Genomic DNA, 24,535 nt, shown 5'->3' with positions numbered 1-24,535 from the left:
GCCATGACTTTTTCCATCGTGGGTCGCTGCGCCGAGACCGGCCAGCTGGGCATTGCCATCAGTTCTTCGAGCATCGCCGTCGGTGCGCGCTGCCCCTGGCTGCGGGCCGGGGTCGGTGCGGTGTCCAGCCAGAACATCACGCTGCCGGCCCTCGGCCCGCAGATCCTCGATGAACTGGCCAACGGCTCGGCGCCGCCCCAGGCACTGGACCACTCGTTGACCCGCAACGGCTACAGCCAATATCGCCAGGTGGCGGTGGTGGATGCCCACGGGCGCACAGCGGTGTTCAGCGGCAACCATGCGCTGGGCATCAACAACGCGGTGGCCGGTGATCAGTGCGTGGCGGCCGGCAACCTGCTGGCCAACAGTGGGGTGATCGAGGCGATGGTCGCGGCCTTCGAAAGCAGCGAAGGCTGCCTCGCCACTCGCCTGATGAACGCCTTGCAGGCCGGGCAGGACGCTGGCGGCGAAGCGGGCGCGGTGCACTCGGCGGCGATGTCGGTGGTCGGTGACCTGACCTGGCCGATTGTCGACCTGCGGGTGGATTGGGCCGATGAAAACCCGATCGGCGAGCTGGGCAAACTGTGGACGGCCTACGAACCGCAATTGCAGGACTACCTGACCCGCGCCCTCAATCCGACCCTGGCCCCCGCCTATGGAGTGCCCGGCGATGAGTGAGTTGCGCAGCCGCGCCATGCTCGCGCGATTGATCGGGTTCGCCACGGTCAGCCGCGATTCGAACCTCGAGTTGATCGAGTTCGTGCGTGACTACCTGCACGGACTGGGCGTGGCGTGCGAACTGATCTACAACGCCGAGCGGACCAAGGCCAATCTGTTGGCCACGGTCGGCCCGAGCGTGGCCGGCGGCATCGTGCTGTCCGGTCACACCGATGTGGTGCCGGTGGACGGCCAGGCCTGGACGGTCGAGCCGTTCAGTCTGAGCGAGGCGGGCGGCAAGCTTTACGGTCGTGGCACCGCGGACATGAAAGGCTATCTGGCCTCGGTGCTGGCCGCCGTGCCGGTGTTTCTCGCCAGCCCTTTGAAGCGCCCGGTGCATTTGGCGTTTTCCTATGACGAAGAGGTCGGCTGCCTTGGTGTGCGCGGTTTGCTGGAGGTGTTGCCCCAACGCATCCCGGCCCCGGCGTTGTGTTTGATCGGCGAGCCAACCGAGCTCAAACCGGTGCTTGGCCACAAGGGCAAGCTGGCGATGCGTTGCCACGTGCGCGGGGCGGCCTGTCATTCGGCCTACGCACCTTATGGGGTCAATGCCATCGAGCAGGCCGCACGCCTGATCGGTCGGCTGGGCGACATCGGCGCCACCCTGGCCCGGCCGCCGTTGCACGACAAGCGCTTCGATCCGGCGTTCTCGACCGTGCAGGTCGGCGTGATCCAGGGCGGTACGGCGCTGAACATCGTGCCAGCGGACTGCCGTTTCGATTTCGAGATCCGCGCCTTGCCGGACTTCGCTCCGCAAGTGGTCGTCGATGAGCTGCGGGACTACGCCGAGCAGACGTTGCTGCCGGCCATGCAGGCCGTGGACACCGATACCGCGATCCGCTTTGAAAAAATCTCGGCCTATCCGGGCCTGGCGACACCCGCCGACAGCGCCGCCGCCCGGCTGATTGCCCAGCTGTGCGGCAGCGATGATTTCGGCACCGTGGCCTTTGGCACCGAAGGCGGGCTGTTCAATCAGGCCGGGATTGCGACCGTGGTTTGCGGTCCCGGCAGCATGGACCAGGGGCACAAGCCCGATGAATTTGTCAGCGTCGACCAGATGGCGGCCTGTGACCGCCTGATGGATCGCCTGGCGGCTTACTTGAGTGAATCCGAACACCCATAACAACAGCGGGCCGACCAGCCCCGAGGAAGCGATCCATGTCCAGATCCTTGCGTTGCAGTGTTCCGTTTGCCCTGGCGTTGTTGAGTGCCAGTGTGTGGGCGGCCCCCCAGGACCTCACCGTGATTTCCTTCGGTGGTGCTACCAAACAGGCTCAGGAGAAAGCCTACTTCCAGCCGTTCAATGCCAGCGGCGCGGGCAACATCATCGCCGGTGAGTACAACGGCGAGCTGTCGAAGATCAAGGCCATGGTCTCGGCCGGTCACACCAGCTGGGACGTGGTGGAAGTCGAAAGCCCCGAGCTGTTGCGCGGCTGCGAGGAGGGCCTGTTCGAGAAGCTCGACGCCGGGCGCTTCGGTGACTCGGCGAACTTCGTGCCCGGTGCACTGACCGAATGCGGGGTGGCCACTTACGTCTGGTCGATGGTCATGGCCTATGACCAGAGCAAGCAGGCCAAGGCGCCGCAATCCTGGGCGGACTTCTGGAACGTCGCCGACTTCCCGGGCAAGCGCGGCCTGCGCAAGAGCGCCAAGTACACCCTGGAAATCGCCTTGCTCGCCGACGGTGTCAAGGCGGACGACGTGTACAAGGTCTTGAAAACCCCACAAGGCGTGACCCGGGCCTTTGCCAAGCTCGACCAGATCAAGCCGAACATCCAGTGGTGGGAAGCGGGCGCGCAGCCGGCGCAATGGCTGGTGGCCGGCGACGTAGTGATGAGCGCGGCCTACAACGGCCGGATCGCCTCGGCGCAAAAGGAAGGCATGAAACTGAGCATCGTCTGGCCGCAAAGCCTGTACGACCCGGAATACTGGGCAGTGGTCAAAGGTACGCCGAACAAGGCGCTGGCGGAAAACTTCATCGCGTTCGCCAGCCAGCCGCAGACGCAAAAAGTCTTCTCGGAAAACATCCCCTACGGGCCGGTGCATCGCCAGACCTTGCCATTGCTGCCCAAGGACGTACAGGAACAACTCCCAACCGCCGAGGCCAACCTGGCCGGCGCACGGGCGGTGGACGCAGAGTTCTGGGTCGACCATGGCGAAGAGCTGGAACAGCGCTTCAACGCCTGGGCTGCACGCTGATACAGGCACCGCATAACCCCTGTGGGAGCGGGCTTGCTCGCGAAAGCGGTATATCAGTCACATCGATGCTGGATGTGCCGCCGTCTTCGCGAGCAGGCTCGCTCCCACAAAAACCAGTGCGATACCTCGGGTTGGCTCAGTGGTAATGGTAGTCAGGTAAAGCACCGCCCCCTGTGGGAGCGAGCCTGCTCGCGAAAGCGGTATATCAGTCACATCGATGCTGGATGGGCCGCCGTCTTCGCGAGCAGGCTCGCTCCCACAAAAAAGCTTGGTGCAATACCTCAGGCTCAAGCCTTGCCGCCTTCGCGCAGTGGTGACGTTAGTCAGGTCAAGCACAGAACCCTGTGGGAGCGAGCCTGCTCGCGAAAGCGGTATATCAGTCACATCGATGCTGGATGTGCCGCCGTCTTCGCGAGCAAGCCCGCTCCCACAAAAAGCCTGGTGCAATACTTCAGGCTCAAGCGTTGCCGCCTTCGCGCCGTGGTGATGGTAGTCAGGTCAAGCACAGAACCCTGTGGGAGCGAGCCTGCTCGCGAAAGCGGTATATCCGTCACATCGATGCTGGATGTGCCGCCGCCTTCGCGAGCAAGCCCGCTCCCACAAAAAGCCTGGTGCAATACTTCAGGCTCAAGCGTTGCCGCCTTCGCGCCGTGGTGATGGTAGTCAGGTCAAGCACAGAACCCTGTGGGAGCGAGCCTGCTCGCGAAAGCGGTATATCCGTCACATCGATGCTGGATGTGCCGCCGCCTTCGCGAGCAAGCCCGCTCCCACAAAAAGCCTGGTGCAATACTTCAGGCTCAAGCGTTGCCGCCTTCGCGCCGTGCTGATGTTAGGCAGGTAAAGCACAGGACCCTGTGGGAGCGGGCTTGCTCGCGAAAGCGGTATGTCAGTCACATCGATACTGGATGTGCCGCCGCTTTCGCGAGCAAGCCCGCTCCCACAAAAAGCCTGGTGCAATACTTCAGGCTCAAGCGTTGCCGCCTTCGCGCCGTGGTGATGTTAGGCAGGTAAAGCACAGGACCCTGTGGGAGCGGGCTTGCTCGCGAAAGCGGTATATCAGTCACATCGATACTGGATGTGCCGCCGCCTTCGCGAGCAAGCCCGCTCCCACAAAAAGCCTGGTGCAATACTTCAGGCTCAAGCGTTGCCGCCTTCGCGCCGTGGTGATGTTAGGCAGGTAAAGCACAGGACCCTGTGGGAGCGGGCTTGCTCGCGAAAGCGGTATATCAGTCACATCGATACTGGATGTGCCGCCGTCTTCGCGAGCAAGCCCGCTCCCACAAAAACCAGTGCGATACCTCGGCCGGGTTGAAATACGGCTGTAATTCGGGATAGCCGTTTGTCGGGCGTATGGTTATGCTCAGCGAGCCTGCCAATCGCCAATGATAACAACCACAGTGAAGCCATGAGCCAATCCGACACGCGTGCGACTGTTCTAGCGCTGTATCCAGAAGATTCCCGTGAGGCAGCGGCATTGCTCAAGCAGGCAGTGCCGCTGATGGTTCGTCACAATATCCCGCCCAATCCGGTGCACTACGCGCTCTGGTACACCTACAGCAAAGGCCAGGAGCCGGAACTCAATCGGCACCTGGACCGGGTGGTCAACGATTTCGACTCTTTCCCGCCGGAGTCGGCCGCCAAGCTGTTTCGCGAATACATCATCCGCGACGAACTGGCGGACGCCCGTTCCGGGCAGCAGGACGCGATCAACCTGGTCGACGACATGGAACGCGATGTTTCGCGCAGCGTGAAGGGTAACCAGAACTTCCAGGCCAGCCTTGGCCAGTACTTGCAGATGCTCGAGGAACCGGCCACTGAACGCTTGCCGAGCATCCTGATCCAACTGCAACAGAGCACCCAGCTGATGCAGAGCCAGCAGGAACATTTCCTCTCCCAGTTGCAGTCCGCGCAGCATGAAATCAAAAGCCTGCGCGACAAGCTGGAACGTGCCCAACTGGCCGCGACCCTCGATGGCCTGACCGAATTGCTCAACCGCAGCACCTTCAACCGCAAGTTTGAACAGGCGATGAATGACGCAGCGTCCGGCCTGGCGCTGGTGATGCTGGATATCGACCACTTCAAGCAATTCAACGATCAGTACGGCCATCCGTTGGGGGACCGTGTTCTCCAGCATGTTGCCCGGGTGTTGCGTGAATCGCTGTCTGGCGAGGCGTTTGCGGCGCGCTACGGCGGCGAGGAGTTCTGCGTGGTGCTCAAGGATTGCCCGGATCTGGCGGCGGCGGGTGCGTTTGCCGAGCGCCTTCGCTTGAAAATCCAGTCGCTGCGGGTCAAGGCCCGGGGCACCGATACTGTGCTGGACACCATCACCGCGTCGTTCGGCGTGGCCCATGCCCAACCCGGCGACACGCCGGAAAGCCTGCTGACCCGCGCCGACGACGCGCTGTACCAGGCCAAGCGCAACGGGCGCAACCAGGTACGGCAGTAACCCCTTAAAGGACGATCCCCCAGCACCTGTGGCGAGGGAGCAAGCACCCTCGCCACAGGTGTTTTGTTGCTCCTTCCATCCGCCCGGTTAGCCGAGGATGAAGTAGACCTTGCGCACCGGGGTGAGGTTTTCCCAGGTGCCCTGGAATCCGCTGGCGACCACGAAGGAATCGCCGGGGCCGAACGTGCGCGCGACGCCTTCGGCATCGGTCAGGCGCACCGTGCCCTCGAGAATGTGGCACAGCTCATCGTAATCGCACTGGCAACGCTCCCGGTGCGGTCCTGCCTCCCAGATGCCGGCCACGGCGTTTTTCCCGGGCGCCACAAAGTGCCGCCAACTCTTGCTGCGATAAGGCGCGTCGACCACGGCCGGGTCGTCGATTTCGGTTTCACGGGGGGCAAGCTCACTGGCGAAGTCGATGACGTGCCGGGGCAGGGCTGTGGACATGGTGGTCTCCGGATCAGGAATCGAAACCGATGCCAAAGGCATCGAAGGTCTTGAGCAGCAGGTCGCGGTGACCGTCGCGGTCCTCCCGCGCCAGAGAGCGCTGGGCCAGTTTCACGCCGACATAACGCAACGGCTCGGGCGGAAAGCGGAACGGCGCCTTGGAGGTCATCAACAGCTCTGTGCGCTCGGTGCGTTCCCCGGCCAGCAGGTCGAGCATGTTCAGCGCAGCGAAGCGACTGGCCGATACCCCTTGCCCGGTGAAGCCCAAGGCATAGGCGACCCGGCCCTGATGTTCGCAACCGGTGAACATCGTGGTGCGTGCCGAGGTGTCGATGATGCCGCCCCAGGCATGGCTGAAACGCACTTTGCCCAGGGCCGGGAAAGTCTGGTGAAACTGTTCGGCCAGGCGCTGGAAGCTTTGCGGGCGTTGGGTCAGGGCTTCGTCGCGGCGCCCGCCGAAATGGTAGATGGCATCAAAGCCGGCCCAGAGAATGCGGTTGTCGGCGGTCTTGCGCAGGTAGTGGAATTGATTGCCGGAATCGGCGATGCCGTAACGCTCGGTCCAGCCGATGGCTGCCAGTTGTTCATCGCGCAGAGGTTCCGTGACCAGTGAGTAGTCGTAGACCGGGATCACGCTCGAGGCCAGATGGCCGAGCAGCGGTGGAGCGATGTTGGTGGCGAGGGCGATCTGCCCGGCGATGATTTCGCCATCGGCTGTGCGCAGGCGCAGGCTGTCGTTGCGGGCATCCAGTTGCAGCACCGGGCTGTTTTCGAACAGCTGGATCCCTTGTTCAAGGCAGACACGGCGCAGCTCGGCGGCCATTTTTGCCGGGTTGAGCAGCGCGTAGTTGGGCTCGAACAGGCCGGCCGCGTAGGCTGGGGAGTCGAGTTTCTGTGCCAGCTGAGGGCCTTCCAGCCACTCGCAGTCAATGCCGAACCGCGCGTAGTTGCGTTGCATGGCGCGCAGTCCGTCGACTTGCCAGGGCTGGCTGGCGACGTTGAGTTTGCCCTGGCGTTCGAACTCGACCTGCATGCCGAAGTGATCCAGATCGGCGGCCAGTTCATCGAGGTTCTGCCGGCCCAGGCGGATCAGTTGCTGCGCTTCATCCGGCCAACGCTTGAGGGCGTTGGACACGCCATGGGAAATGCTCGGCGCGCAGAACCCGCCATTACGCCCGCTGGCCTCACCGCCACAACGACGGGCCTCGATGATCGCGATGCTCAGCTTGGGGTTGCGCTGGCGTGCCAGTAGCGCCGTCCACAATCCGGTGAATCCGCCACCGACCACGGCCAGGTCGCATTGCACGGTTGCGCTGACGGAAGGTGCGGCGGGCGGTGGGGTGACGGTGTCCTGCCAGAAGGGATGGGGCAGGACGTGGTCGAGCGCATCGAGACGCGGTGGGGCATTCATGCTGAAACTCCGGCATTGTGTCGGGCAGCGACGATAGCGTTCGGTTGCCCGACGGTTTTTGTTGTTATGGCTAGAGGTCTAGGATCGCGCGGGCGGCAATGTCGGTGCCGCGGGTCGCCTGCATGCGCTCGCTGAACGAGGCGAGGCGTTGCTTCATCGGTTGGTCGGCCAGCAGTTGTTCGAGGGCGCCGGGCAGGGCGGCCAAGGGATCGGCGAAGCGCGGCAGGTAGCGGCCGACGCCGACTTCCTCGGCGCGGGCGGCATTGTCGTGACCGTCCCAGCAATACGGAATGATCAGCGACGGCAAGCCGAAGTACAGCGCCTCGCAGAAGCTGTTGTTGCCGCCGTGATGGATGAACGCATCGCATTCCTTGAGCACGGCCGGCTGGGCAAACCAGCTGTCGAGGTACACGTTGTCCGGCACGGTGGTGTACATGTCGCGGTAGGCACCGACGTTGACCAGGAAGCGATAGGGCAAGGTTTCGATCGTGCTGATCAGGCGCTTCATCATCCCGGTGTCGGCGGCGCCGAGGCTGCCGAAGCTGAGGTAGATCAGCGGTGCGTCGTTGTGCCGGGGAAAGTCGGGGACGATGTAAGGCGCTTCGCGGCGTACGCAGCCGTCGAGGTAGACGTAGCGCTGCGGATCGAGCGGCTGCCGGCGTTCATAGCGCACCGGCGTCGGCGACAGCAGCAGGTTGAGCCAGGGTGAATCGGTGAGGAACTGCCCCGCCGGACAGGGCGCCGTATGGTTGCCCAGGAGAAACTGCGAAAAGCGTTCATGGGCCGGTGCGACAGCTTTCAGGTACTGCCCGGAGTAACGCTCGCAAGCCTCGGTGTCACTGGCCAGGCAGCCGGAGAGGTACGGCGGAACGGCAGCATCCGGCAGTTCGGTCTCGGCGCAGGACACCACCCGCACCCACGGGCAACCGGCGTTGGCGATGGCCGGGAACATCACCACGTTGTCGAGCACGATCACGTCGGGCTTGAGGCGGCCGAGCAGCTGCTGCAAGGGTTTTTCCGCTTCGATGGCGGTGTCGATGATGGCTTCCCAGGCGGGCGCGACGTAGCTGTCGATCTGCGCCAGCGGGGTCTGGTCGAAGTAGGGAATGCTGCGCTCGATGAAGCGTTCCCAGTAGTGCTGGTGTTCCGCCGCCGACAATGGGCTCACTTGCGGAATCGGGTATTCGTCGAAGCCGTACTCGGCGAACAGCCCCTGGAAATGCTCGTGGCAGATGAACACCGGCCTGGCGCCCAGTTCACGCAGCGACTGGGCAATACCAATGCAGTTCAAGGCCGCGCCGAAACTGGCTTCCGGAAACAGGGCGATCAGTTTTTGTTTTTGCATGGCGAGGACGGTCCATGGCGGGTCAGACCCGCCGCTCCTGAAGGTGTTTTTGATGCTGTCTTATTTTCAAAAAAAAATCATCATGTTTTTGCGTGGTGCTTAACGACGCCCGAACAGATGGCTTTGCGGAATGCCCCGGTTAGCGGTTTGCGGTCGTTGCGCGGCGCTCAGGCGCAGGTGCAGGCGCAGCAGGTCGGCGGCGATCTCCATCTGCCCGCGTTCGATCTGCGCGATGATTTGCAGGTGTTCGCGCAGGGCCTCCTGCAGGCGGTGCACGCTGACCGATGGCAGCAGGTTCGGCAAACGGCGCAAGCTTTGATGCTGGAGCAGGGCGTCGCTGATGAAGCGGTTACCGCAGCTCTGGGCCAGCAGTTCATGGAAGCTGATGTCCAGCTCGCGAAACTGCTGCAGATCGAAGTCTTCCACGGGGCGGGCGAGCAGGCTTTGCATGGCGCTGCGCAACAGTGCAAGGCGTTGCGGGTCGGCGTTGAAGCTCGGGCTGAGCAAGGCTTCGGGCTCGAGGATCAGGCGGAATTTCAGGCTTTCTTCGAGGGCGGCCAGGCTGTTCAGTGACGGACGAAACAGCCAGGACTGGCCGGGGCCGCGCTCGATGGCCTGGCTTTCGCTCAGTTGCTGCAGGGCCTTTTGTGCCGCCGGCCGGCCGATGTCGTAGCGGCGCATCAGTTCGCTGATGCTGATGCTGTCGCCCAGGCGCCCGGCCATGCGGTCACGCAGCACCGAGGCAGCCAGTTCTTCTTCCTCGGCCTGGGGCAGGGCGGCGTTGAACGCCTGGCCCGCCGGCGATGCCAGCAATCGGTAGCCCTTGCCGGCTTCGTGGCTCAGCAGGTTTTCTTCCAATAGCACTTTCAGCGCACCGCGAATCAGCGTGCGCGACACCTGGAACGTGCGGGCCAGGGCCTGTTCGGCCACCGGGTCGCCGGCCATCAGGCCGCTTTCCTGGGTGTGCTCGAGGATGCGCCGGGCCAGTTCCAGGTGATTGGTGCGCGGTTTTTTTTCGGCTGTCGTGCTCAAGCGTCTTTTCTCGTTGTGATCCGCTGCGGGACTCAGTTGCCCATCTTATGTCATGCGCTGGCCAGTCGTCAGGCCGTAAAAAAGCGTTGACATCTTTTGATACTGGTCCTAATTTCTAAAAAAAAACACAAGCAATCGTTTCTCGTTTTGCCGTACTGCCTTCGAACACAACAATAAACAATCGTCGGGTGAGTATTTATGAGCAAGCTGAATGATCTTCTGTGCGCGGGATTGGCCGTTTCCCTGGCGATCGCCTCACAGGCTGCAAGTGCGAAAGACATGGTGATTTCCATCTGGGACGGCTACATGGCCCCCGATGCGCTGGAGAAGTTCAAGGCGGCCAGCGGTGTGGACGTCGACAAGGCGCTGCACGCCACCAACGAAGAAATCATGGGCAAGCTGATGGCGTCCGGTGGTGAGGGCTATGACGTGGTGTTCGTCTCCTCGCCCTTCGCCGAAGTCCTGCACAAGCAGGGGCTGCTGGCGGACATCGATCTGGTCAAAGTCCCCAACCTGAAAAACCTCTACCCTGAAGCCACTCACCTGGAATATGACCAGGGCAACCAGTTCTCCGTGCCTTACACCTGGGGCACCACGGGCATCTGCTATCGCTCCGACAAGGTGACGCCGGCGCCGCAGAGCTGGAACGAGCTGCTCAATCCGAGCGATGCCCTCAAAGGCAAGGTGACGATGCTCGCCACCGACCGCTGGATGCTCGGCGCCGGTTTCCTCGCCAGGGGCTGGTCGGTCAACGACAGTGACCCGGCACAAATCGCCGCGGTTCGCGACCAGTTGATCGCCACCAAAAAACGCATTCTGTCCTTCGACGACACCACCTTCTATTCCAAGCTCGCTTCCGGCGAATCGCTGATGGCCCACGCCTGGGACGGCTGGTGCAACTACGGCACCCAGGCCAACGCGGCGATCAAGTTCGTGGTGCCCAAGGAAGGTTCCGACCTGTGGGTGGACACCATGGTGGTGCTCAAGAGTTCGAAGCACCAGGACCAGGCCTTCAAGTTCATCAACTTCATGCTGGCCAAGGAAAACCACGCCTGGGTCGCTGAAAACATCCTCTACAAAGTCCCCAATCAGGCGGCCATGGCCGGGTTGTCCGCGGACCTGCTCAAGCAATACCCCAACCTGACCATCGCCCCCGCCGAGCTGCTGAAAATGGAGCAATTGCGCGACCTGGGCGGCACCACGCAAAAGGCCTACACCCGCGCCGTCACCGAAATCATGGCGGCGCAGAACTAACGCCACGTCGATCCGAGGCATGCCCGGCATGCCTCGCCACGCTCGCAAGCCGCCTCTGTCCTGAGGCGGGAGGATAGGGTTAATGAGTGCTTTGCATGCTGACAGGCGTCTGTCGGCCTGGCTTCTTGCGCCCGGCTTTGGCTGGCTGCTGATGTTCCTGGTGATTCCGTGCCTGCTGGTGCTGGTCTACAGCTTCGTCGAACGCGGTGCCTACGGTGGCATCGACTGGTTGTTCACCTGGGAAAACTATCAGCGCGCGTTCGATCCGCTGTACCTGGGCATCCTGCTCAAGTCGGCGAAAATCGCCGGGCTGGCCACGGTGTTCGCGGTGTTGATCGGCTACCCGGCGGCCTATGCGATTGCCCGGGCGCCACGGCGGCGCCAGGCGGTGTACCTGTTCCTGGTGATGCTGCCGTTCTGGAGCAACTACCTGATCCGCACCTACGCCTGGATCGTCCTGCTCAACCGCGAAGGCCTGATCAACCGCCTGCTGCAAGTGTTCGGCTACAGCGGCGAACCCATCAGCCTGCTGTACACCGAGTCGTCCGTGGTGTTGGGGCTGGTCTACAACTACATCCCCTTTGTGATCCTGGCGATCTTCTCGTCGCTGTCGCGGATCAACAACGAACTGTGGGACGCCTCGAAAGACCTCGGCGCCTCGGGCTGGATGACCTTTCGCCGGATCATCCTGCCGCTGAGCGTGCCGGGGATTGCCGCCGGTGCGGTGTTTGTCTTCGTCCTCAGCATCGGCAACTTCATCACCGCCGACCTGCTGGGTGGCAAGCAGGTGCAGATGGTCGGCAACCTGATCTATTCGCAATTCCTCACGGCGCGGGACTGGCCGTTCGGCGCCGCACTGAGCTTTTTCCTGATCGCGATCATGCTGATCCTGTTGTTCATCCAGGCCCTGGTGGCCCGTCGTGCAGAAGGGGCGCGCTCATGAGTCAGCCACGTTCTGTCAGCACCACCGTGCTGGGTTCGCACCTGGGGCTGGTGTACGCCTTCCTTTATATACCGATCCTGGTGTTGATCCTGCTGTCGTTCAACAAGTCCGGGTTGCCCACTGCCTGGGGCGGCGTGTCGCTGAAGTGGTATGCGGCACTGGCGCACAACACGGCGATCCTGTCGGCGGCGCTCAACACCTTGATCGTCGCCTTGTCGGCGACCTTCATTGCCTGCGTGCTCGGCACGTTCCTCGCGCTGGGCATCGAGTTGCGCCGCAAGGGCAATGACAAGGGCCAGGTGGTCGATACCTTGCTGATGGCGCCGATGATCATTCCCGACATCGTGCTGGCGATTGCGCTGCTGAGCTTCTTCAACCTGCTCAAGGTTGGCCTGGGCCTGCACTCGATCATCATCAGCCACGCAGTGTTCAACATCGCCTTCGTCTGCGCGGTGGTGCGCACGCGGCTCAAGCACTTCGACTATTCGATTCTCGAAGCCTCGATCGACCTCGGTGCGAGCTGGTTCACCACCTTGCGCCGGGTGCTGTTGCCGGTGATCTTCCCCGGCGTGCTGGCCGGTGGATTGCTCTCGTTCACCCTGTCGGTGGACGAATTCATCATCGCCTTTTTCAACTCCGGCTCCGGCCAGGCTTCGACCACGTTGCCCATGCAGATCTACGCCATGATCCGCTTCGGCGTCACCCCGGAAATCAACGCTCTGGCGACGCTGGTGATGCTGGTCAGCATCACCGCGCTGCTGGCTTCGCAGCGTCTCAACAAGGCTCCTCGCACCCATGAATAATTCATCTGCGGTACTGATCCTGGACAAGGTCAGCAAGTCTTATGGCAACGGCCTGGCGGTCAACGAGGTGTCGCTGAGCATCCGCGAGAACGAGTTCTTCGCGCTGCTCGGGCCGTCCGGCTGCGGCAAGACCACGCTGCTGCGCATGCTCGCCGGTTTCGAGACCCCCAGCGGTGGCTGCATCTACCTGGACGGCAATGACATCTCGCCGTTGCCGGCCAACAAGCGTCCGCTGAACCTGATGTTCCAGTCCTATGCGCTGTTCCCCAACATGACCGTGCGCAAGAACATCGCCTACGGCCTGGAAATGGAGCGCCTGCCGGAAAGCGAAATCCGCCGGCGGGTCGATGAAGTGCTGAGCACCGCGCAACTGGGTGAGCTTGCCGAGCGCAAACCCGATCAGCTTTCCGGCGGCCAGCGTCAGCGCGTGGCATTGGCTCGGGCATTGGTCAAACGGCCACGGGTTTTATTGCTCGATGAGCCTTTGGGCGCCCTCGACAAGAAGCTGCGGGAAAAGATGCAGCTGGAACTCAAGCGCCTGCAACACGAGAGCGGCATCACCTTCATCATCGTCACCCACGATCAGGAAGAAGCGCTGGTGATGTCCGACCGCATGGCGGTGCTCGACGGCGGCAAGGTGTGCCAGTGCGGCAGTCCGTCGGAGCTGTACGAGAACCCCAACAGCCGGTTTGTCGCCAACTTCATCGGCGTCAGCAACCTGCTCGAAGGCGTGCGCTCGGGCCAGCACTCGGTGCGCGTGAATGGCCAGGAGTTGAGCGTGGAAACCGACGCGCCGTTGGTGTCCGGCCAGTCCGTCGCCGTGGTGGTGCGCCCCGAACGCCTGCAAGTGCTCACGGAGCAGGGCAGCGATTGCCCGAATCAGGTCAGCGGAAAAATCGTCGAAGTCGCCTACCACGGCCTCGACACCAACCTGCACGTGCAGACAGCCCTCAGCGACAAACCGTTGATCGTGCGCGTGCCGTCCTCACAGTTTGAATTCGCCCATTTTGCAATCGACACGACCATCCGGCTGGGCTGGCAAGCCCGGCATGCCCGCGTATTGACACGCTGAACAATAAAAAGACCAGGCAGGAGCAGCACTCGATGAAACAGAAAGTGATCGCATTCTTTCCCGAAGCCGCCTACGGCCCGGCGCTGAACTCAGTGGGTATCGCCCAGGCCTGTGAAGCCCTGGGCCATAAAGCGGTGTTCCTCACCGACCCGGGCATGAGCGGTGTCTACGCCGGGTATGGTTTCGAGGAGCACATGGTCAACATGTCGGCACCGATGCCGGCCGAAGAGATGGCCCGCTACTGGGTCGACTTCATCAACGGCCACATCCCGAATTTTCGCAAGTCGCCGCTGGAGCAGATCGACAATTACGTCAAGGAATGCTGGGCAGCCATCGTCGAAACCGCCAAGTGGGCGCAAAAGGATCTGCCGGCGGTGCTGGACAAGGTCAAGCCCGACCTGATCTGCGTCGACAACGTGATCCTGTTCCCGGCGATCAAGCAATACGGCAAGCCGTGGGTGCGGATCATTTCCTGCTCGGAAAACGAGATCGAAGACCCGGATATCCCGCCGCACCTGTCGGGCATGAGCATCGATGACAAGGCCGGCCACGCGCAATTTCGCCAGCGCTTCGAGGAAGTGGTGGGGCCGATCCACGAGGACTTCAACCAGTTCCTCCAGGCCCACGGTGAAGCGCCTTATCCGCTGGGGACCTTCTTTGAAGCCTCGCCCTTCATGAACCTGCTGCTGTACCCGGATGCGGTCAAGTTCGACCGCCGCCATCCGCTGCCGGCGGAGCGTTTCCATTACCTGCAAGGCTGCGTGCGTCACGACACGCCGTACGAGATTCCACCGTTCCGTGCCCACAACGACAAGCCGCTGCTGTACGCCAGCTTCGGCAGCCTCGGTTCCGGCGATGTCGAGTTGCTCAAGCGCCTGATCGAGGCGGTGGGCAAGCTGCCTTACCGGGCGTTGTTCAACGTCGGCGAGCACCTGGACGAATACACCGACCTGCCGGACAACGTGCAGATTTCCAACTGGTTCCCTCAGCCGTCGGTGATCGCCCAGGTCGACGCGGTGATCCACCACGGCGGCAACAACAGCTTCACCGAGTGCCTGTTCTTCGGCAAACCGGCGATCGTCATGTCCTACGTCTGGGACGGCCACGACAACGCCATGCGCGCCGAAGAAAGCGGCCACGGTTTCAAGCTCGACCGCTACGAATGGAGCGAAGAGCAGCTCGCAGAAAAACTCCACGCCTGCCTCAACGACGAGGCCATGCGCCAACGCCTGCAGCGCACCAGCGCGCAGATGCAATCTCGCAAAGGACCGCAAGACGCGGCCGCGATTCTCGACAAGGTGCTCAACGATGCCTGATTCATCCACCACGGCGGGTATCACGCCGTACCTCGAAGCCGTCAGCAGCCGCACCGACCTGGTGGACTGGGGCGTGCAGAGCGACGCCGTCGAAGGCGTCTCGCATTCCAGCGGCCGCTTGCTGTTCAAGGGCCCGAACAACAGCCCGGAAACCGGACTGTGGGTGTGCACCCCCGGGCGCTGGCGGTTGTCGATTCCCCGGGACGAGCTGTGCCATTTCATTGCCGGGCACGCCACTTACCGTAACGACAATGGCGAGGTGATCGAAGTGCGCCCGAACACCCTGGTGCTGTTCCCGGCCGGCTGGACCGGTGAATGCGACGTCCGGGAAACCCTGCGCAACGTGTACATGCTGGCTTGAGCCTGACACCGGATTTGAACCTGACACTGACACTGGACCTGACACTGAACCTGTGGCGAGGGAGCTTGCTCCCGTTGGGCAGCGAAGCTGCCCCCCAGCTCTTACCCTGAAAAGCAGGGCCTGCTGCGCAGTCCAGCGGGAGCAAGCTCCCTCGCCACAGGCTTTTTGATCGTTCATTTGAATTGATTTATTGGAGAGCAACACATGACTACCCCGTTTCTGTACGACCCGCTGAGCATCACCGACGTCAAGGATTGGGGCGTGATCCCGACCATGCTCGAAGGTGAATCCCGCGTTTCCGGCGTGGTGCTGCACAAAGGCCCCGAAGGCCAGTCCGAATGCGGCATCTGGATCTGCACCCCGGGCAAATGGTTTTGCCATGTCACCAGCGACGAGTTCTGCCACTTCCTCGAAGGCCGCTGCACGTATGTCCACGAGTCCGGCGAAGTGATCGAGATCAAGCCCGACACCGCCGCCTTCTTCGGCAAGGACTGGAAGGGTGTGTGCACCGTCCACGAGACCATCAAAAAGGTCTACATGATCCGGTGACTGCCATGACTGATGCACTGGCGTCATTGCCAACCCGTGAAGACCAGCGCGCCGCCTTTCTGGCACGCGCCGGTTTCGCCGGGGCCCCGCTGGTGGCCTTGCCGGCGGATGCTTCGACCCGGCGTTATTTCCGCCTGGACGGCGCCGGCCTGTTGCTGATGGATTCGCCACCCCATAGCGAACCCATCGGCCCGTTTGTTCGGATCGCCCGGCAGTTGCAAGGGCTGGGCCTGTCTGCGCCGGCCTTGCTGGAAGTAGATGAAGAGGCGGGGCTGGCGCTGATCGAGGATTTCGGTCACGACACCTACACCCGGCTGCTGTTGGCCGGGCATTCGGAGTCGGCGTTGTATCACCTGGCGGTCGATACGCTGGTGGCCTTGCATCGCGCAGCGCCCGCGGCGGAACTGGCGCCTTATGACGAGCAGCGACTGGCGGACGAGTGCGCGCTGTTTATCGACTGGTACGTGCCGCTGTTGATCGGCAAAGAGGCGGCACAGGGCCGGCGCCATGAGTATCTGGCGTTGTTCGCCGAGGCTTGTGGTGACGTCGCCCAGCGCCGCGAAGCCCTGGTGTTGCGCGACTTTCACGTCGACAACCTGATGCTGCTGCAAGGCCGCGAAGGGGTCGCCGCCTGCGGCTTGCTGGATTTCCAGGACGCCCTGGCCGGGGCGGCGGCCTATGACCTGATGTCGCTGCTCGAGGATGCCCGACGCGATGTGCCCGAGGCGTTGCGTGAGGCACTGATCAGCCATTATCTGTTGCAGCGCCCGGAGCTGGACGCGTTGCGTTTTCTCGAAGACTACCGGCGCCTGGCCGCCCAGCGTCACGCCAAGGTGCTGGGGATTTTCGTGCGCCTGGCCGGCCGCGACGGCAAGCACGGTTACCTGGCGCACCTGCCGCGCACCCTGGGTCTGTTTGTCCGTGCGCTGGACGCGGAGGCCTTTGCACCCCTGCGCCAGTGGCTCGACCGGCACGTGCCGGGCTGGCGAGAAGAACTGCCCGCCACGACCCTGGCGACATTGCGTCAAACCCCTTATCGATTGGTTCAAGGATCATCCCATGGCCACGTTTAACTGCGATTCTGCCTTGCGTTTCATCAACCCCGAGTTCCTGCCGCTGAGCGATGGCCGCGTGCGCCAGGTGCTCGATCCGGCGACCCTGCAACCGGTCGGGCAAGTCGGCGTGTGTGGCGAAGCCGATGTGCAAGCCGCCATCAATGCCGCCACCGCCGCGCAAAAGCAATGGCGCCTGGTGGATGCGAAAAGCCGCGCCGCGCGCCTGCATCAACTGGCCAATGCCATCGAACAGAACCTGGCGTGCAACCGCGAAGTCGCACGCCTGATGACCCTGGAGATGGGCAAGCCGTTTCCCGAGGCCATGGGCGAACTGGCCAACTGCGCGCCGATCTTTCGCTACTACGCGGAAATGGCCCGGGACGATGCCGGCAAGGTCGCCGGCACCACGCAGATCGGTTCCTTCCAGCATGTGCGCTACGAGCCCTATGGCGTCAGCGTGCACATCATGCCGTTCAACTTTCCGATCCTGCTGATGTGCTGGACGGTCGCCGCGTCGCTGGCGGCGGGCAATGCCTGCATCATCAAGCCGGCGGAAGCCACGACCCTGTGCACCCTGAAGTTCATGGAACATTTCAGCGCGTTGTTGCCGGGACTGGTTTCGTGTGTGCCGGGCGATGCGGTGACCGCGCAGTTGCTGGTGCAGTCGGCGCAGACCCACGCGGTGGCCTTCACCGGCAGTGTCGCGGCGGGCAAGGCGGTGGCCGTGGCCTGTGCCGAACGGATGAAGCCTTGCGTCATCGAAGCCGGTGGCAGCGATCCGTTGATCATCTCCAGACATGCACCGCTGGATGTCGCGGCGGCGGGTGCAGTGACGGCTGCATTCCATCTCAGTGGGCAGATCTGCACCTCGGCCGAGCGCTTGTATGTCGTGGACGAGGTGCATGACGAATTTGTCGCGAAGTTCGCTGAACGCACCCGCGCCCTGCGCATCGGCCATGGCCTGGAACGTTCGGAGATCGGGCCGATGGTCAGCGAAGCGGCCCGCAACAAAGTCATGCGCCTGGTCGATGACGCCGTGGCCAAGGGCGCGAAAGTGGTGTGTGGCGGGCGGATTCCACCCCAGCAGACGGTCGGCTGGTTCTATGAGCCGACCATCCTCACCGGCGTGACCGCTGACATGGCGATTCTTCAGGAAGAGTGCTTTGGCCCGGTGGCGGCGATCTGCCGGGTCAGCGATTTCGATGAGGCGGTGCGGCTGGCCAACGACTCGCCATTCGGCCTAGGGGCCTCGCTGTTTTCCACGGACCTGGCCGAAGCCATGGAGGCCGCCGAGCGCCTGGAAGCGGGGATGGTCTGGGTCAACAACCCGCTGATCGACAACGATGCGCTGCCGTTCGGCGGCTGGAAGATGTCCGGCCTTGGGCGTGAACTCGGGCGTCAGGGGCTGGAAGCGTTCCGCCGCTCGAAAATGGTCATCATCGATCACCAGCCGAAGATTCAGGACTGGTGGTATCCGTATGCCGACGATGTGTTCTATCGCGATCCGGCCTGAAACCCGGATGCACACAGGAGGATCGTGATGACCGACAACATGGGCGGGTCGACGCTGGCGGTGATTCTTGCGGCCGGGCAGGGCAAGCGGATGCAGTCGCTGCTGCCCAAGGTCTTGCACCCGGTGGGCAACCGGCCGCTGCTCGGCCATGTGCTGGCGGCGGTGGAGGCTGCCGGTATCGAGCAACGGGCGGTGGTGGTGGTGGGCGCGGGCGGCGGGCAGGTGGCTGAGTACCTGCAGCAAGTCGCACCGACGGCACAGGTGTTTACCCAGCACGAACAAAGGGGCACGGCCCACGCGGTACTTGCCGCCCGGCCGGCCTTGCAGGCGCAGCAACAGGGCTGTGTGTTGGTGCTGTTTGGCGACTCCCCCCTGATCACCCCGCAGACCTTGAATCGCTTGCGCAGGGCGTTGATGAACGGCGCGGCGGTGGCGGTGGCGGGTTTTCACACCCAGCGGCCGGGACCCTACGGGCGGCTGCTGGTGGAGCAGGGGCGGTTGCGGGCGATCCGCGAAGCCAGGGATGCGAGCCCCCAGGAGCTGGACATCAACTTCTGCAATGGCGGCGTCATGGGCCTGCGGGCAGATACCTGCCTGTGGTTGCTGGAGCGTATCGGCAACCGCAACGCCCAGGGCGAGTACTACCTCACCGATGCGGTGTCGCTGGCCAACGAGGCGGGGCTGATGGTGACTGCCGTGGAAGTGGAGGAAACCGACGTGCTCGGGGTCAATGACCGCGAGCAATTGCAGGCCGCCCAACAGCTGTACCAGCAGCGTCGGCAGCGCAGTATCAAGGAGTGCCCCATGGGTGACTATCAACGGTTGTACATCGGCGGTGAGTGGGTTGCCCCGGTTCAACGCGGTGTTTTCGATACGCTCGATCCGAGTGACGAATCGGTGCTGGCGCGGGTTGCCTCTGCCACGTTCGAGGACGTCGACCGGGCGGTGGCGGCCGCGCGTTCGGCGTTTGATGAGGGGGACTGGCCACGCTGGTCGGGCGCGCAACGGGCCGAGGTTCTGCGCCGTATCGCCGAGGGCATTCGCCATCGTCAGGACGAACTGGCCGCCATCGAAGTGCGCGACAACGGCAAGCCATTGCCGGAAGCGTTATGGGACATCGCCGACACTGCCGGTTGCTTCGATTTCTATGCCGGGTTGGCCGAGCAGTCGGATCAACAGGGTGAACAGGCGATCGATGTGCCGGATGCGCGCTTCACGTCATCGGTGATCAAGGAACCGGTCGGTGTGGTCGCGGCGATCATCCCGTGGAATTTCCCGATGCTGATGGCCTCGTGGAAAGTTGCCCCGGCGCTGGCGGCGGGTTGCACCGTAGTGCTCAAACCATCGGAGCTGACCCCGTTGACCGCCCTCGAACTGGCCGGCATCGCCGACAAGGCAGGCCTGCCGGCCGGGGTACTGAACGTGATCACGGGCCTGGGACGCGAGGCGGGCGCGCCGCTGGCCAAACACCCGTATGTCGACAAAGTCGCCTTCACCGGCAGCGTACCGACCGGGCGCAAGATCATGCAGGCGGCTGCCAACGATATCAAAAACATCAGCCTGGAACTGGGCGGCAAATCACCCTTCGTGATCTTCGCCGACAGCGACATCGAAGCCGCCGTGGAGTGGATTCTGTTCGGGATCTTCTGGAACCAGGGCCAGGTCTGTTCAGCCACTTCGCGGGTGCTGGTGGAGCGCGGGTTGTACCCGGCGTTGCTCGAACGCCTGATTGCCGCGACCGAGCAGATTCAGATCGGCCAGGGTTTCGAGGAGGGGGTGAAACTCGGGCCACTGGTCAGTCAGGGGCAACTGGACAAGGTGCTGGCGGCCATTGCAGCCGGTCAGCAAGAGGGCGCTCGTCTGGTGTCGGGCGGTGGGCGGCCGGGCAATCTGGAAAAGGGTTACTACCTGACGCCGGCGATTTTCGCCGATGTCCCCGAAGACAGCTCGGTATGGCGTGAGGAGATCTTCGGACCGGTGGTGTGCCTGCGCGCCTTCGACACGGAAGCCGAAGCGATCCGATTGGCCAATGACTCGCCGTTCGGCCTGGCGGCAGCGGTCATGTCCCGGGATATGCCGCGTTGCGAACGGGTCGCTCGCGAATTTCGCGCCGGTATCGTGTGGGTCAACTGCTCGCAGCCGACCTTCGTCGAAGCGCCGTGGGGCGGCTACAAGCAGAGCGGCATCGGTCGCGAGCTGGGTGAGTGGGGCTACAACAGCTACCTGGAAACCAAGCAGATCACCCGCTACAACGGCGAACCCTGGGGGTGGTACCTGAAGTGAACGCCGGTTGGCAGGTGCCCCGCAGGGGGTATCGGCCACAAAACCCTGTAGGAGCGAGCCTGAACTGGCCTAATGATTTTGGACACTTCAATCGGGCGCTATGATGGCGCCCAAATCTGAGGTGTTTGGATATGCGTAAATCTTATTCCAGTGAGTTCAAACTCAAGGCCGCCAGCATGGTGCTGGACGAGGGCCAGTCAGTTCCCGATGTTTGTGCCAGTTTGGATATTGGCCCTACGGCCTTGCGCCGTTGGGTCGACCAGGTTCGCAAAGAACGCTTGGGTTCGACCCCGTTGGGGGCCAAGGCAATCACCGCCGATCAGCGGGAGATTCAGCAGCTCAAAGCGTTGCTCAGGCAAAAAGACCTGGACATTGAAATCCTAAAAAAGGCCAGTGCTCTCCTGCTTTTGGACTCCAAAGATCATTCTCGCTGATCAATGAGCTGGACGAGCAGTACGGCGTTAACAATTGCTGTCGGGCGTTTGGAGTCACCCGCAGCAGCTTTTACGCCTGGCGTCAGCGCCAGGGCAAGGTGAATCCTGAACGGGAGAAACTTAAGGCCGTGCTGGTCAAGCATCATAAGGAATCCAGAGCGTCCGCCGGGTCTCGCACCCTGTCCAAGGAACTGCAAGCCAAGGGGCACCGTGTCGGGCGCCATATGGCTCGTAGCTTGATGCGCGAAGCCGGTGTTGCCAGTCATCAACGGCGGCGGCACAAGTACAAATCTTCCGGCGTTGAGGCGCTGGTGGCGCCGCATGTGCTCAAGCGCAAGTTTGATGTCACGGCGGTTAACCAAGTGTGGTGCGGCGATGTGACCTACATCAAAGTCGGCACGCGCTGGATGTATTTCGCGGCGGTGCTGGATCTGTTTGCCCGCAGGATCGTGGGCTGGTCGTTTTCGATGATTTCCGATGCCACGCTGACCTGCGAAGCGTTGCGGATGGCGGTCGACCTGCGAGGCCGGCCAAAAGAGGTGCTGTTTCACTCTGACCAGGGCTGCCAATACACCAGTCATAAATTCAGGAAAGAAATGCGCAAACATGGCCTCCTGCAAAGCATGAGTCGCAAAGGTGAGTGCTGGGACAACGCTCCGATGGAGCGTTTCTTTGGAAGCCTCAAGTCAGAGTGGGTACCAGAAGATGGCTACCGCTCGGAACATGAGGCGCGGGTGGATGTGCAGCGTTATGTGATGCGTTACAACAACGTCAGGCTCCATAGCTACAACGACTACCGGTCGCCGGTAGCTATGGAGAAGCTGGCGGCATGAAACCGTAACTGGTGTCCAAAATTAGTTGACCAGTTCAGCCTGCTCGCGATGGTCGTCAACGATAACGCGGGTTGCCGGGTACCCCGCGGCGCTCTCGGGTTTATCGCGAGCAAGCTCGCTCCTACAGATGGCATTGGCCACCGGCGAAAACACAAACCCTGTAGGAGCGAGCTCGCTCGCGATGGTCGTCAACGATAACGCGGGGTTGGCAGGTTCCCCGCGGTGCTTTCGGGTTTATCGCGAGCAAGCTCGCTCCTACAGATGGCATTGGCCGCCGGCGAAAACACAAACCCTGTGGGAGCGAGCTTGCTCGCGATGGTCGTCAACGATAACGCGGGTTGGCAGGTGCCCCGTGGCGCTCTCGGGTTTATCGCGAGCAGGCTCGCTCCTACAGATGGTATTGGCCGCCGGCGAAAACACAAACCCTGTGGGAGCGAGCTTGCTCGCGATGGTCGTCAACGATAACTCGGGTTGGCAGGTGCCCCGCGGCGCTCTCGGGTTTATCGCGAGCAAACTCGCTCCTACAGAAATAGGGCCGCGGATATCCCCACACATGGGTTATTACACCCACCTGACTGGGCCTTTTTCACCAAACTTGCGTCTCGCCTGGCACACCGTTAAACAGCTTGTTCATTAATTTGGACTTTTTCTTGGCCCTCTAGTGATGGCTCATTCGTTGCTTAACCCCTTGGTACCCGCAACAGTTTTCGTCCCGGACATCATGGAGACGGCGGGGCTCGCCTGATTCGGTATGACGCGAGGGGTGAAAAATGAAGCCAGCGACGCCAGCATGCAACGCCATCGCCTTACTGCTCAGGTCAAGCCCGCCCTGCACGATGCTCCTTCCCGGAACACGTCACGGGCTGATAACGCGCTTGCACCCAACGTGCAGACATCATTCAGGTCGCCACCGACGGCCAGCCCAGCCAATTGTTCGCGAGAGCTATTACATGTACGGCGGCAAAGGGAGAACTGGTGATGGCTTCCACGACTAAATCCATTGCTCTAACCACGAAAAGATCGACACACATTTATAAGCAGTTCGCTCAGTTGAGTCTGATGTTTATCGCGTTGCTGATGATGCTGGCGTTGTCCGCCGTACTGACGATGGAGTTGACCCTTTGAGCGCTCTGACCTGTCGATGACGGGTCAGGTCGAATGCAAACGGGTGAGCAAGCCTGTGAATTACCCGGCCTATGGAACTGCACACCATTCGGGCGATCGAATCCTTTACGGGTGAGACGCGCATCGTAATGGTTACGCATTCGCATTGAACGCCCGGTATGGCTGTAAAGCCGGGAGGGCTGCATGGGAAACCGCGCGATGTTCAAGTTCTTTGCGGGCTACCTGTTCGTGTGCGCACTGCTGGCATGGGCGGTGACTCAGGCGTCGCCCTGGATTGCCTCGCACCTGCTGCTCAACTGGATTCTCTAGCGTCGTATCCCCTCAAGCACCGCGATCCGCAGCCTGCTCGATCAGTCGTTGCAACTGCGCGACCAGGCCGGTTCGCTGAACCGGCAACTGACCCCATTCAAGGGAGCCAGTTGCCGACGCTAGCGGGTTAGTGGAACGGAAAGATGTAGTTCATCCAGGCAGCCATGCGCAGGAGGATCTTGCGCATCATCGCGATGTGATGGAAATGCTGGCTGTACAACGCCGCCTGGCCGTAGGCACCACCGGGCATCAGGTCGGCGTACTGGGCATAGTCGGGGTCGGTGATTTCAATGATCACCGGTACCCGGCCGGCCGGTGGTGAACCGGTGAAACCGATCAGCGTGCCCGAAGGTTGAATCTGGCCTTCGGCGATGACCGAAACCACGGTTTTGACCTTGCCTTCGAACACCCTCCCGGGAATGCCGTCAAAAGCGACTTCGGCCTCATCACCCTCGGTCAGGCGCAACAGGCTGTTCTGCCGCATCCACGCCGAGAGGTAATGCCCCTCGGCGGGAATGAACACCATCGAAGGGCGCAGCGGCAATTTGGTCGCCATCATGCCCGGACGCAGCGAAACATGGGTGACGAAGCCTTTGCTCGGTGCGCGCACCGTGGTGTTGTCGAGTTCGTACTGCGCGTTGTCCAGTTGTGCCTTCAGGTCGTCGGTCCGGGCAACCACCATATCCAGTTCCCGTTGAGTGCTGAAATTACGCTTGATCAACTCGGTGATCCGCACACGATCGGCCTGGGCGGCAATCAGCTGTGCCTTGAGGGATTTGACCCGGTACTCGAAAGGCGCGGGGTCGATGCGAAACAGCACATCGCCTTTTTCCAGGGGCTGGTTGGTCTTGACCGGAACGTCGATCACCTGGCCACTGACCACGGGAATCACCGGAACCGATACGAAATAGGAACGCGCCACCTCGGAGTAGGGGTGGTTGTAGTTCATGGTGAAAATCAGCGCGCCGATAATCAAGATCCCGCCCAGCACCGCCGTGGGCACCGTCCATTTGTTCAGGGGGATGCGGAAGATCTTGAAGATGGCAACGCAGAGTGCCGCATACGTCAGTATGAGTAAGAGATCCATG

General features: G+C 62.2%; 22 protein-coding genes and 1 pseudogene. 18 read left to right on the top strand and 5 right to left on the bottom strand.

Features of this window, described 5'->3' with window-relative positions; all coding sequences use genetic code 11:
- The first annotated feature begins 3 nt into the window (after positions 1-3).
- From ACXX83_RS13195 to ACXX83_RS13180, 4 genes are all read left to right on the top strand, one after another.
- Positions 4-678: a DUF1028 domain-containing protein gene (locus tag ACXX83_RS13195; RefSeq protein WP_458548704.1), complete on the top strand. Its 675-nt coding sequence runs from the start codon at positions 4-6 to the stop codon at positions 676-678.
- A complete protein-coding gene (gene argE / locus ACXX83_RS13190; protein ID WP_458548703.1) occupies positions 671-1,840 on the top strand; it encodes an acetylornithine deacetylase in 1,170 nt (389 codons plus the stop codon). Before ACXX83_RS13195 ends, argE begins: the two co-directional genes overlap by 8 nt.
- Before the next feature lie 35 nt (positions 1,841-1,875).
- Positions 1,876-2,916, top strand: a complete 1,041-nt coding sequence (locus ACXX83_RS13185; protein WP_102675832.1) for a gamma-aminobutyric acid-binding protein — start codon at positions 1,876-1,878, stop codon at positions 2,914-2,916.
- Between the two features lie 1,405 nt (positions 2,917-4,321).
- Positions 4,322-5,362 (top strand): GGDEF domain-containing protein, encoded by a 1,041-nt coding sequence (locus tag ACXX83_RS13180; protein WP_458548702.1) that lies wholly within the window; start codon positions 4,322-4,324, stop codon positions 5,360-5,362.
- An 87-nt stretch (positions 5,363-5,449) separates the two neighbouring features.
- Here ACXX83_RS13180 and ACXX83_RS13175 read toward each other — a convergent pair whose 3' ends face one another.
- From ACXX83_RS13175 to ACXX83_RS13160, 4 genes are all read right to left on the bottom strand, one after another.
- Positions 5,450-5,809 carry a cupin domain-containing protein gene (locus ACXX83_RS13175; protein ID WP_015095627.1) on the bottom strand — a complete coding sequence of 120 codons (360 nt, stop codon included), beginning with the start codon at positions 5,807-5,809 and terminating at the stop codon, positions 5,450-5,452.
- 13 nt (positions 5,810-5,822) lie between these two features.
- Positions 5,823-7,220, bottom strand: a complete 1,398-nt coding sequence (locus ACXX83_RS13170) for an NAD(P)/FAD-dependent oxidoreductase (RefSeq protein ID WP_458548701.1) — start codon at positions 7,218-7,220, stop codon at positions 5,823-5,825.
- Positions 7,221-7,290: 70 nt separating this feature from the next.
- Positions 7,291-8,565 (bottom strand): nucleotide disphospho-sugar-binding domain-containing protein, encoded by a 1,275-nt coding sequence (locus ACXX83_RS13165; RefSeq protein ID WP_458548700.1) that lies wholly within the window; start codon positions 8,563-8,565, stop codon positions 7,291-7,293.
- Between the two features lie 99 nt (positions 8,566-8,664).
- Positions 8,665-9,597 (bottom strand): GntR family transcriptional regulator, encoded by a 933-nt coding sequence (locus ACXX83_RS13160; protein WP_458548699.1) that lies wholly within the window; start codon positions 9,595-9,597, stop codon positions 8,665-8,667.
- 198 nt (positions 9,598-9,795) lie between these two features.
- On the opposite strand from ACXX83_RS13160, the gene ACXX83_RS13155 reads away from it, so the two are divergent.
- The 14 genes and pseudogenes from ACXX83_RS13155 to ACXX83_RS13090 all read left to right on the top strand — a co-directional run bounded on the left by ACXX83_RS13155 (position 9,796) and on the right by ACXX83_RS13090 (position 23,447).
- A complete protein-coding gene (locus ACXX83_RS13155) occupies positions 9,796-10,851 on the top strand; it encodes a polyamine ABC transporter substrate-binding protein (RefSeq protein ID WP_458548698.1) in 1,056 nt (351 codons plus the stop codon).
- A gap of 82 nt (positions 10,852-10,933) precedes the next feature.
- Positions 10,934-11,794 (top strand): ABC transporter permease, encoded by an 861-nt coding sequence (locus ACXX83_RS13150; protein WP_007987087.1) that lies wholly within the window; start codon positions 10,934-10,936, stop codon positions 11,792-11,794.
- The gene (locus ACXX83_RS13145) at positions 11,791-12,597 is read left to right on the top strand and encodes an ABC transporter permease (protein WP_458374400.1); all 807 of its coding nucleotides are present in this window, start codon (positions 11,791-11,793) and stop codon (positions 12,595-12,597) included. Before ACXX83_RS13150 ends, ACXX83_RS13145 begins: the two co-directional genes overlap by 4 nt.
- On the top strand, positions 12,590-13,669 hold the full coding sequence (locus ACXX83_RS13140; RefSeq protein ID WP_007976116.1) for an ABC transporter ATP-binding protein: 1,080 nt from the start codon (positions 12,590-12,592) through the stop codon (positions 13,667-13,669). Before ACXX83_RS13145 ends, ACXX83_RS13140 begins: the two co-directional genes overlap by 8 nt.
- Before the next feature lie 32 nt (positions 13,670-13,701).
- Positions 13,702-14,985, top strand: coding sequence for a nucleotide disphospho-sugar-binding domain-containing protein (locus ACXX83_RS13135; RefSeq protein ID WP_458374401.1), 1,284 nt, complete (start codon positions 13,702-13,704; stop codon positions 14,983-14,985).
- On the top strand, positions 14,978-15,346 hold the full coding sequence (locus ACXX83_RS13130) for a cupin domain-containing protein (RefSeq protein WP_053161121.1): 369 nt from the start codon (positions 14,978-14,980) through the stop codon (positions 15,344-15,346). The genes ACXX83_RS13135 and ACXX83_RS13130 overlap by 8 nt, the downstream gene beginning before the upstream one ends.
- A 204-nt stretch (positions 15,347-15,550) precedes the next feature.
- Entirely contained in the window at positions 15,551-15,895 is a 345-nt protein-coding gene (locus ACXX83_RS13125; protein WP_007976122.1) for a cupin domain-containing protein, read from the top strand.
- A gap of 5 nt (positions 15,896-15,900) precedes the next feature.
- Complete coding sequence (locus ACXX83_RS13120; RefSeq protein WP_458548697.1) at positions 15,901-16,968, top strand: aminoglycoside phosphotransferase family protein; 1,068 nt, start codon at positions 15,901-15,903, stop codon at positions 16,966-16,968.
- Positions 16,955-18,463, top strand: coding sequence for an aldehyde dehydrogenase family protein (locus ACXX83_RS13115; RefSeq protein WP_458548696.1), 1,509 nt, complete (start codon positions 16,955-16,957; stop codon positions 18,461-18,463). The genes ACXX83_RS13120 and ACXX83_RS13115 overlap by 14 nt, the downstream gene beginning before the upstream one ends.
- 27 nt (positions 18,464-18,490) lie before the next feature.
- Positions 18,491-18,973: pseudogene (locus ACXX83_RS13110) on the top strand (NTP transferase domain-containing protein); the annotation flags it as partial.
- 294 nt (positions 18,974-19,267) lie between these two features.
- Positions 19,268-20,746 carry an aldehyde dehydrogenase family protein gene (locus ACXX83_RS13105; protein WP_458550199.1) on the top strand — a complete coding sequence of 493 codons (1,479 nt, stop codon included), beginning with the start codon at positions 19,268-19,270 and terminating at the stop codon, positions 20,744-20,746.
- A 131-nt stretch (positions 20,747-20,877) separates the two neighbouring features.
- Positions 20,878-21,180 (top strand): transposase, encoded by a 303-nt coding sequence (locus ACXX83_RS13100; RefSeq protein ID WP_458548453.1) that lies wholly within the window; start codon positions 20,878-20,880, stop codon positions 21,178-21,180.
- Positions 21,177-22,013 (top strand): IS3 family transposase, encoded by an 837-nt coding sequence (locus ACXX83_RS13095; RefSeq protein WP_371916226.1) that lies wholly within the window; start codon positions 21,177-21,179, stop codon positions 22,011-22,013. Before ACXX83_RS13100 ends, ACXX83_RS13095 begins: the two co-directional genes overlap by 4 nt.
- A 1,308-nt stretch (positions 22,014-23,321) precedes the next feature.
- Entirely contained in the window at positions 23,322-23,447 is a 126-nt protein-coding gene (locus tag ACXX83_RS13090; RefSeq protein WP_263986893.1) for a hypothetical protein, read from the top strand.
- A gap of 127 nt (positions 23,448-23,574) precedes the next feature.
- On the opposite strand, the gene ACXX83_RS13085 is transcribed toward ACXX83_RS13090, so the two are convergent.
- Positions 23,575-24,534, bottom strand: a complete 960-nt coding sequence (locus tag ACXX83_RS13085) for an HlyD family secretion protein (protein WP_126046197.1) — start codon at positions 24,532-24,534, stop codon at positions 23,575-23,577.
- Between the last annotated feature and the right edge of the window lies 1 nt (position 24,535).

This window comes from Pseudomonas sp. GNP012, assembly GCF_054343835.1.
This window is presented reverse-complemented; position numbering and strand designations above follow the sequence as displayed.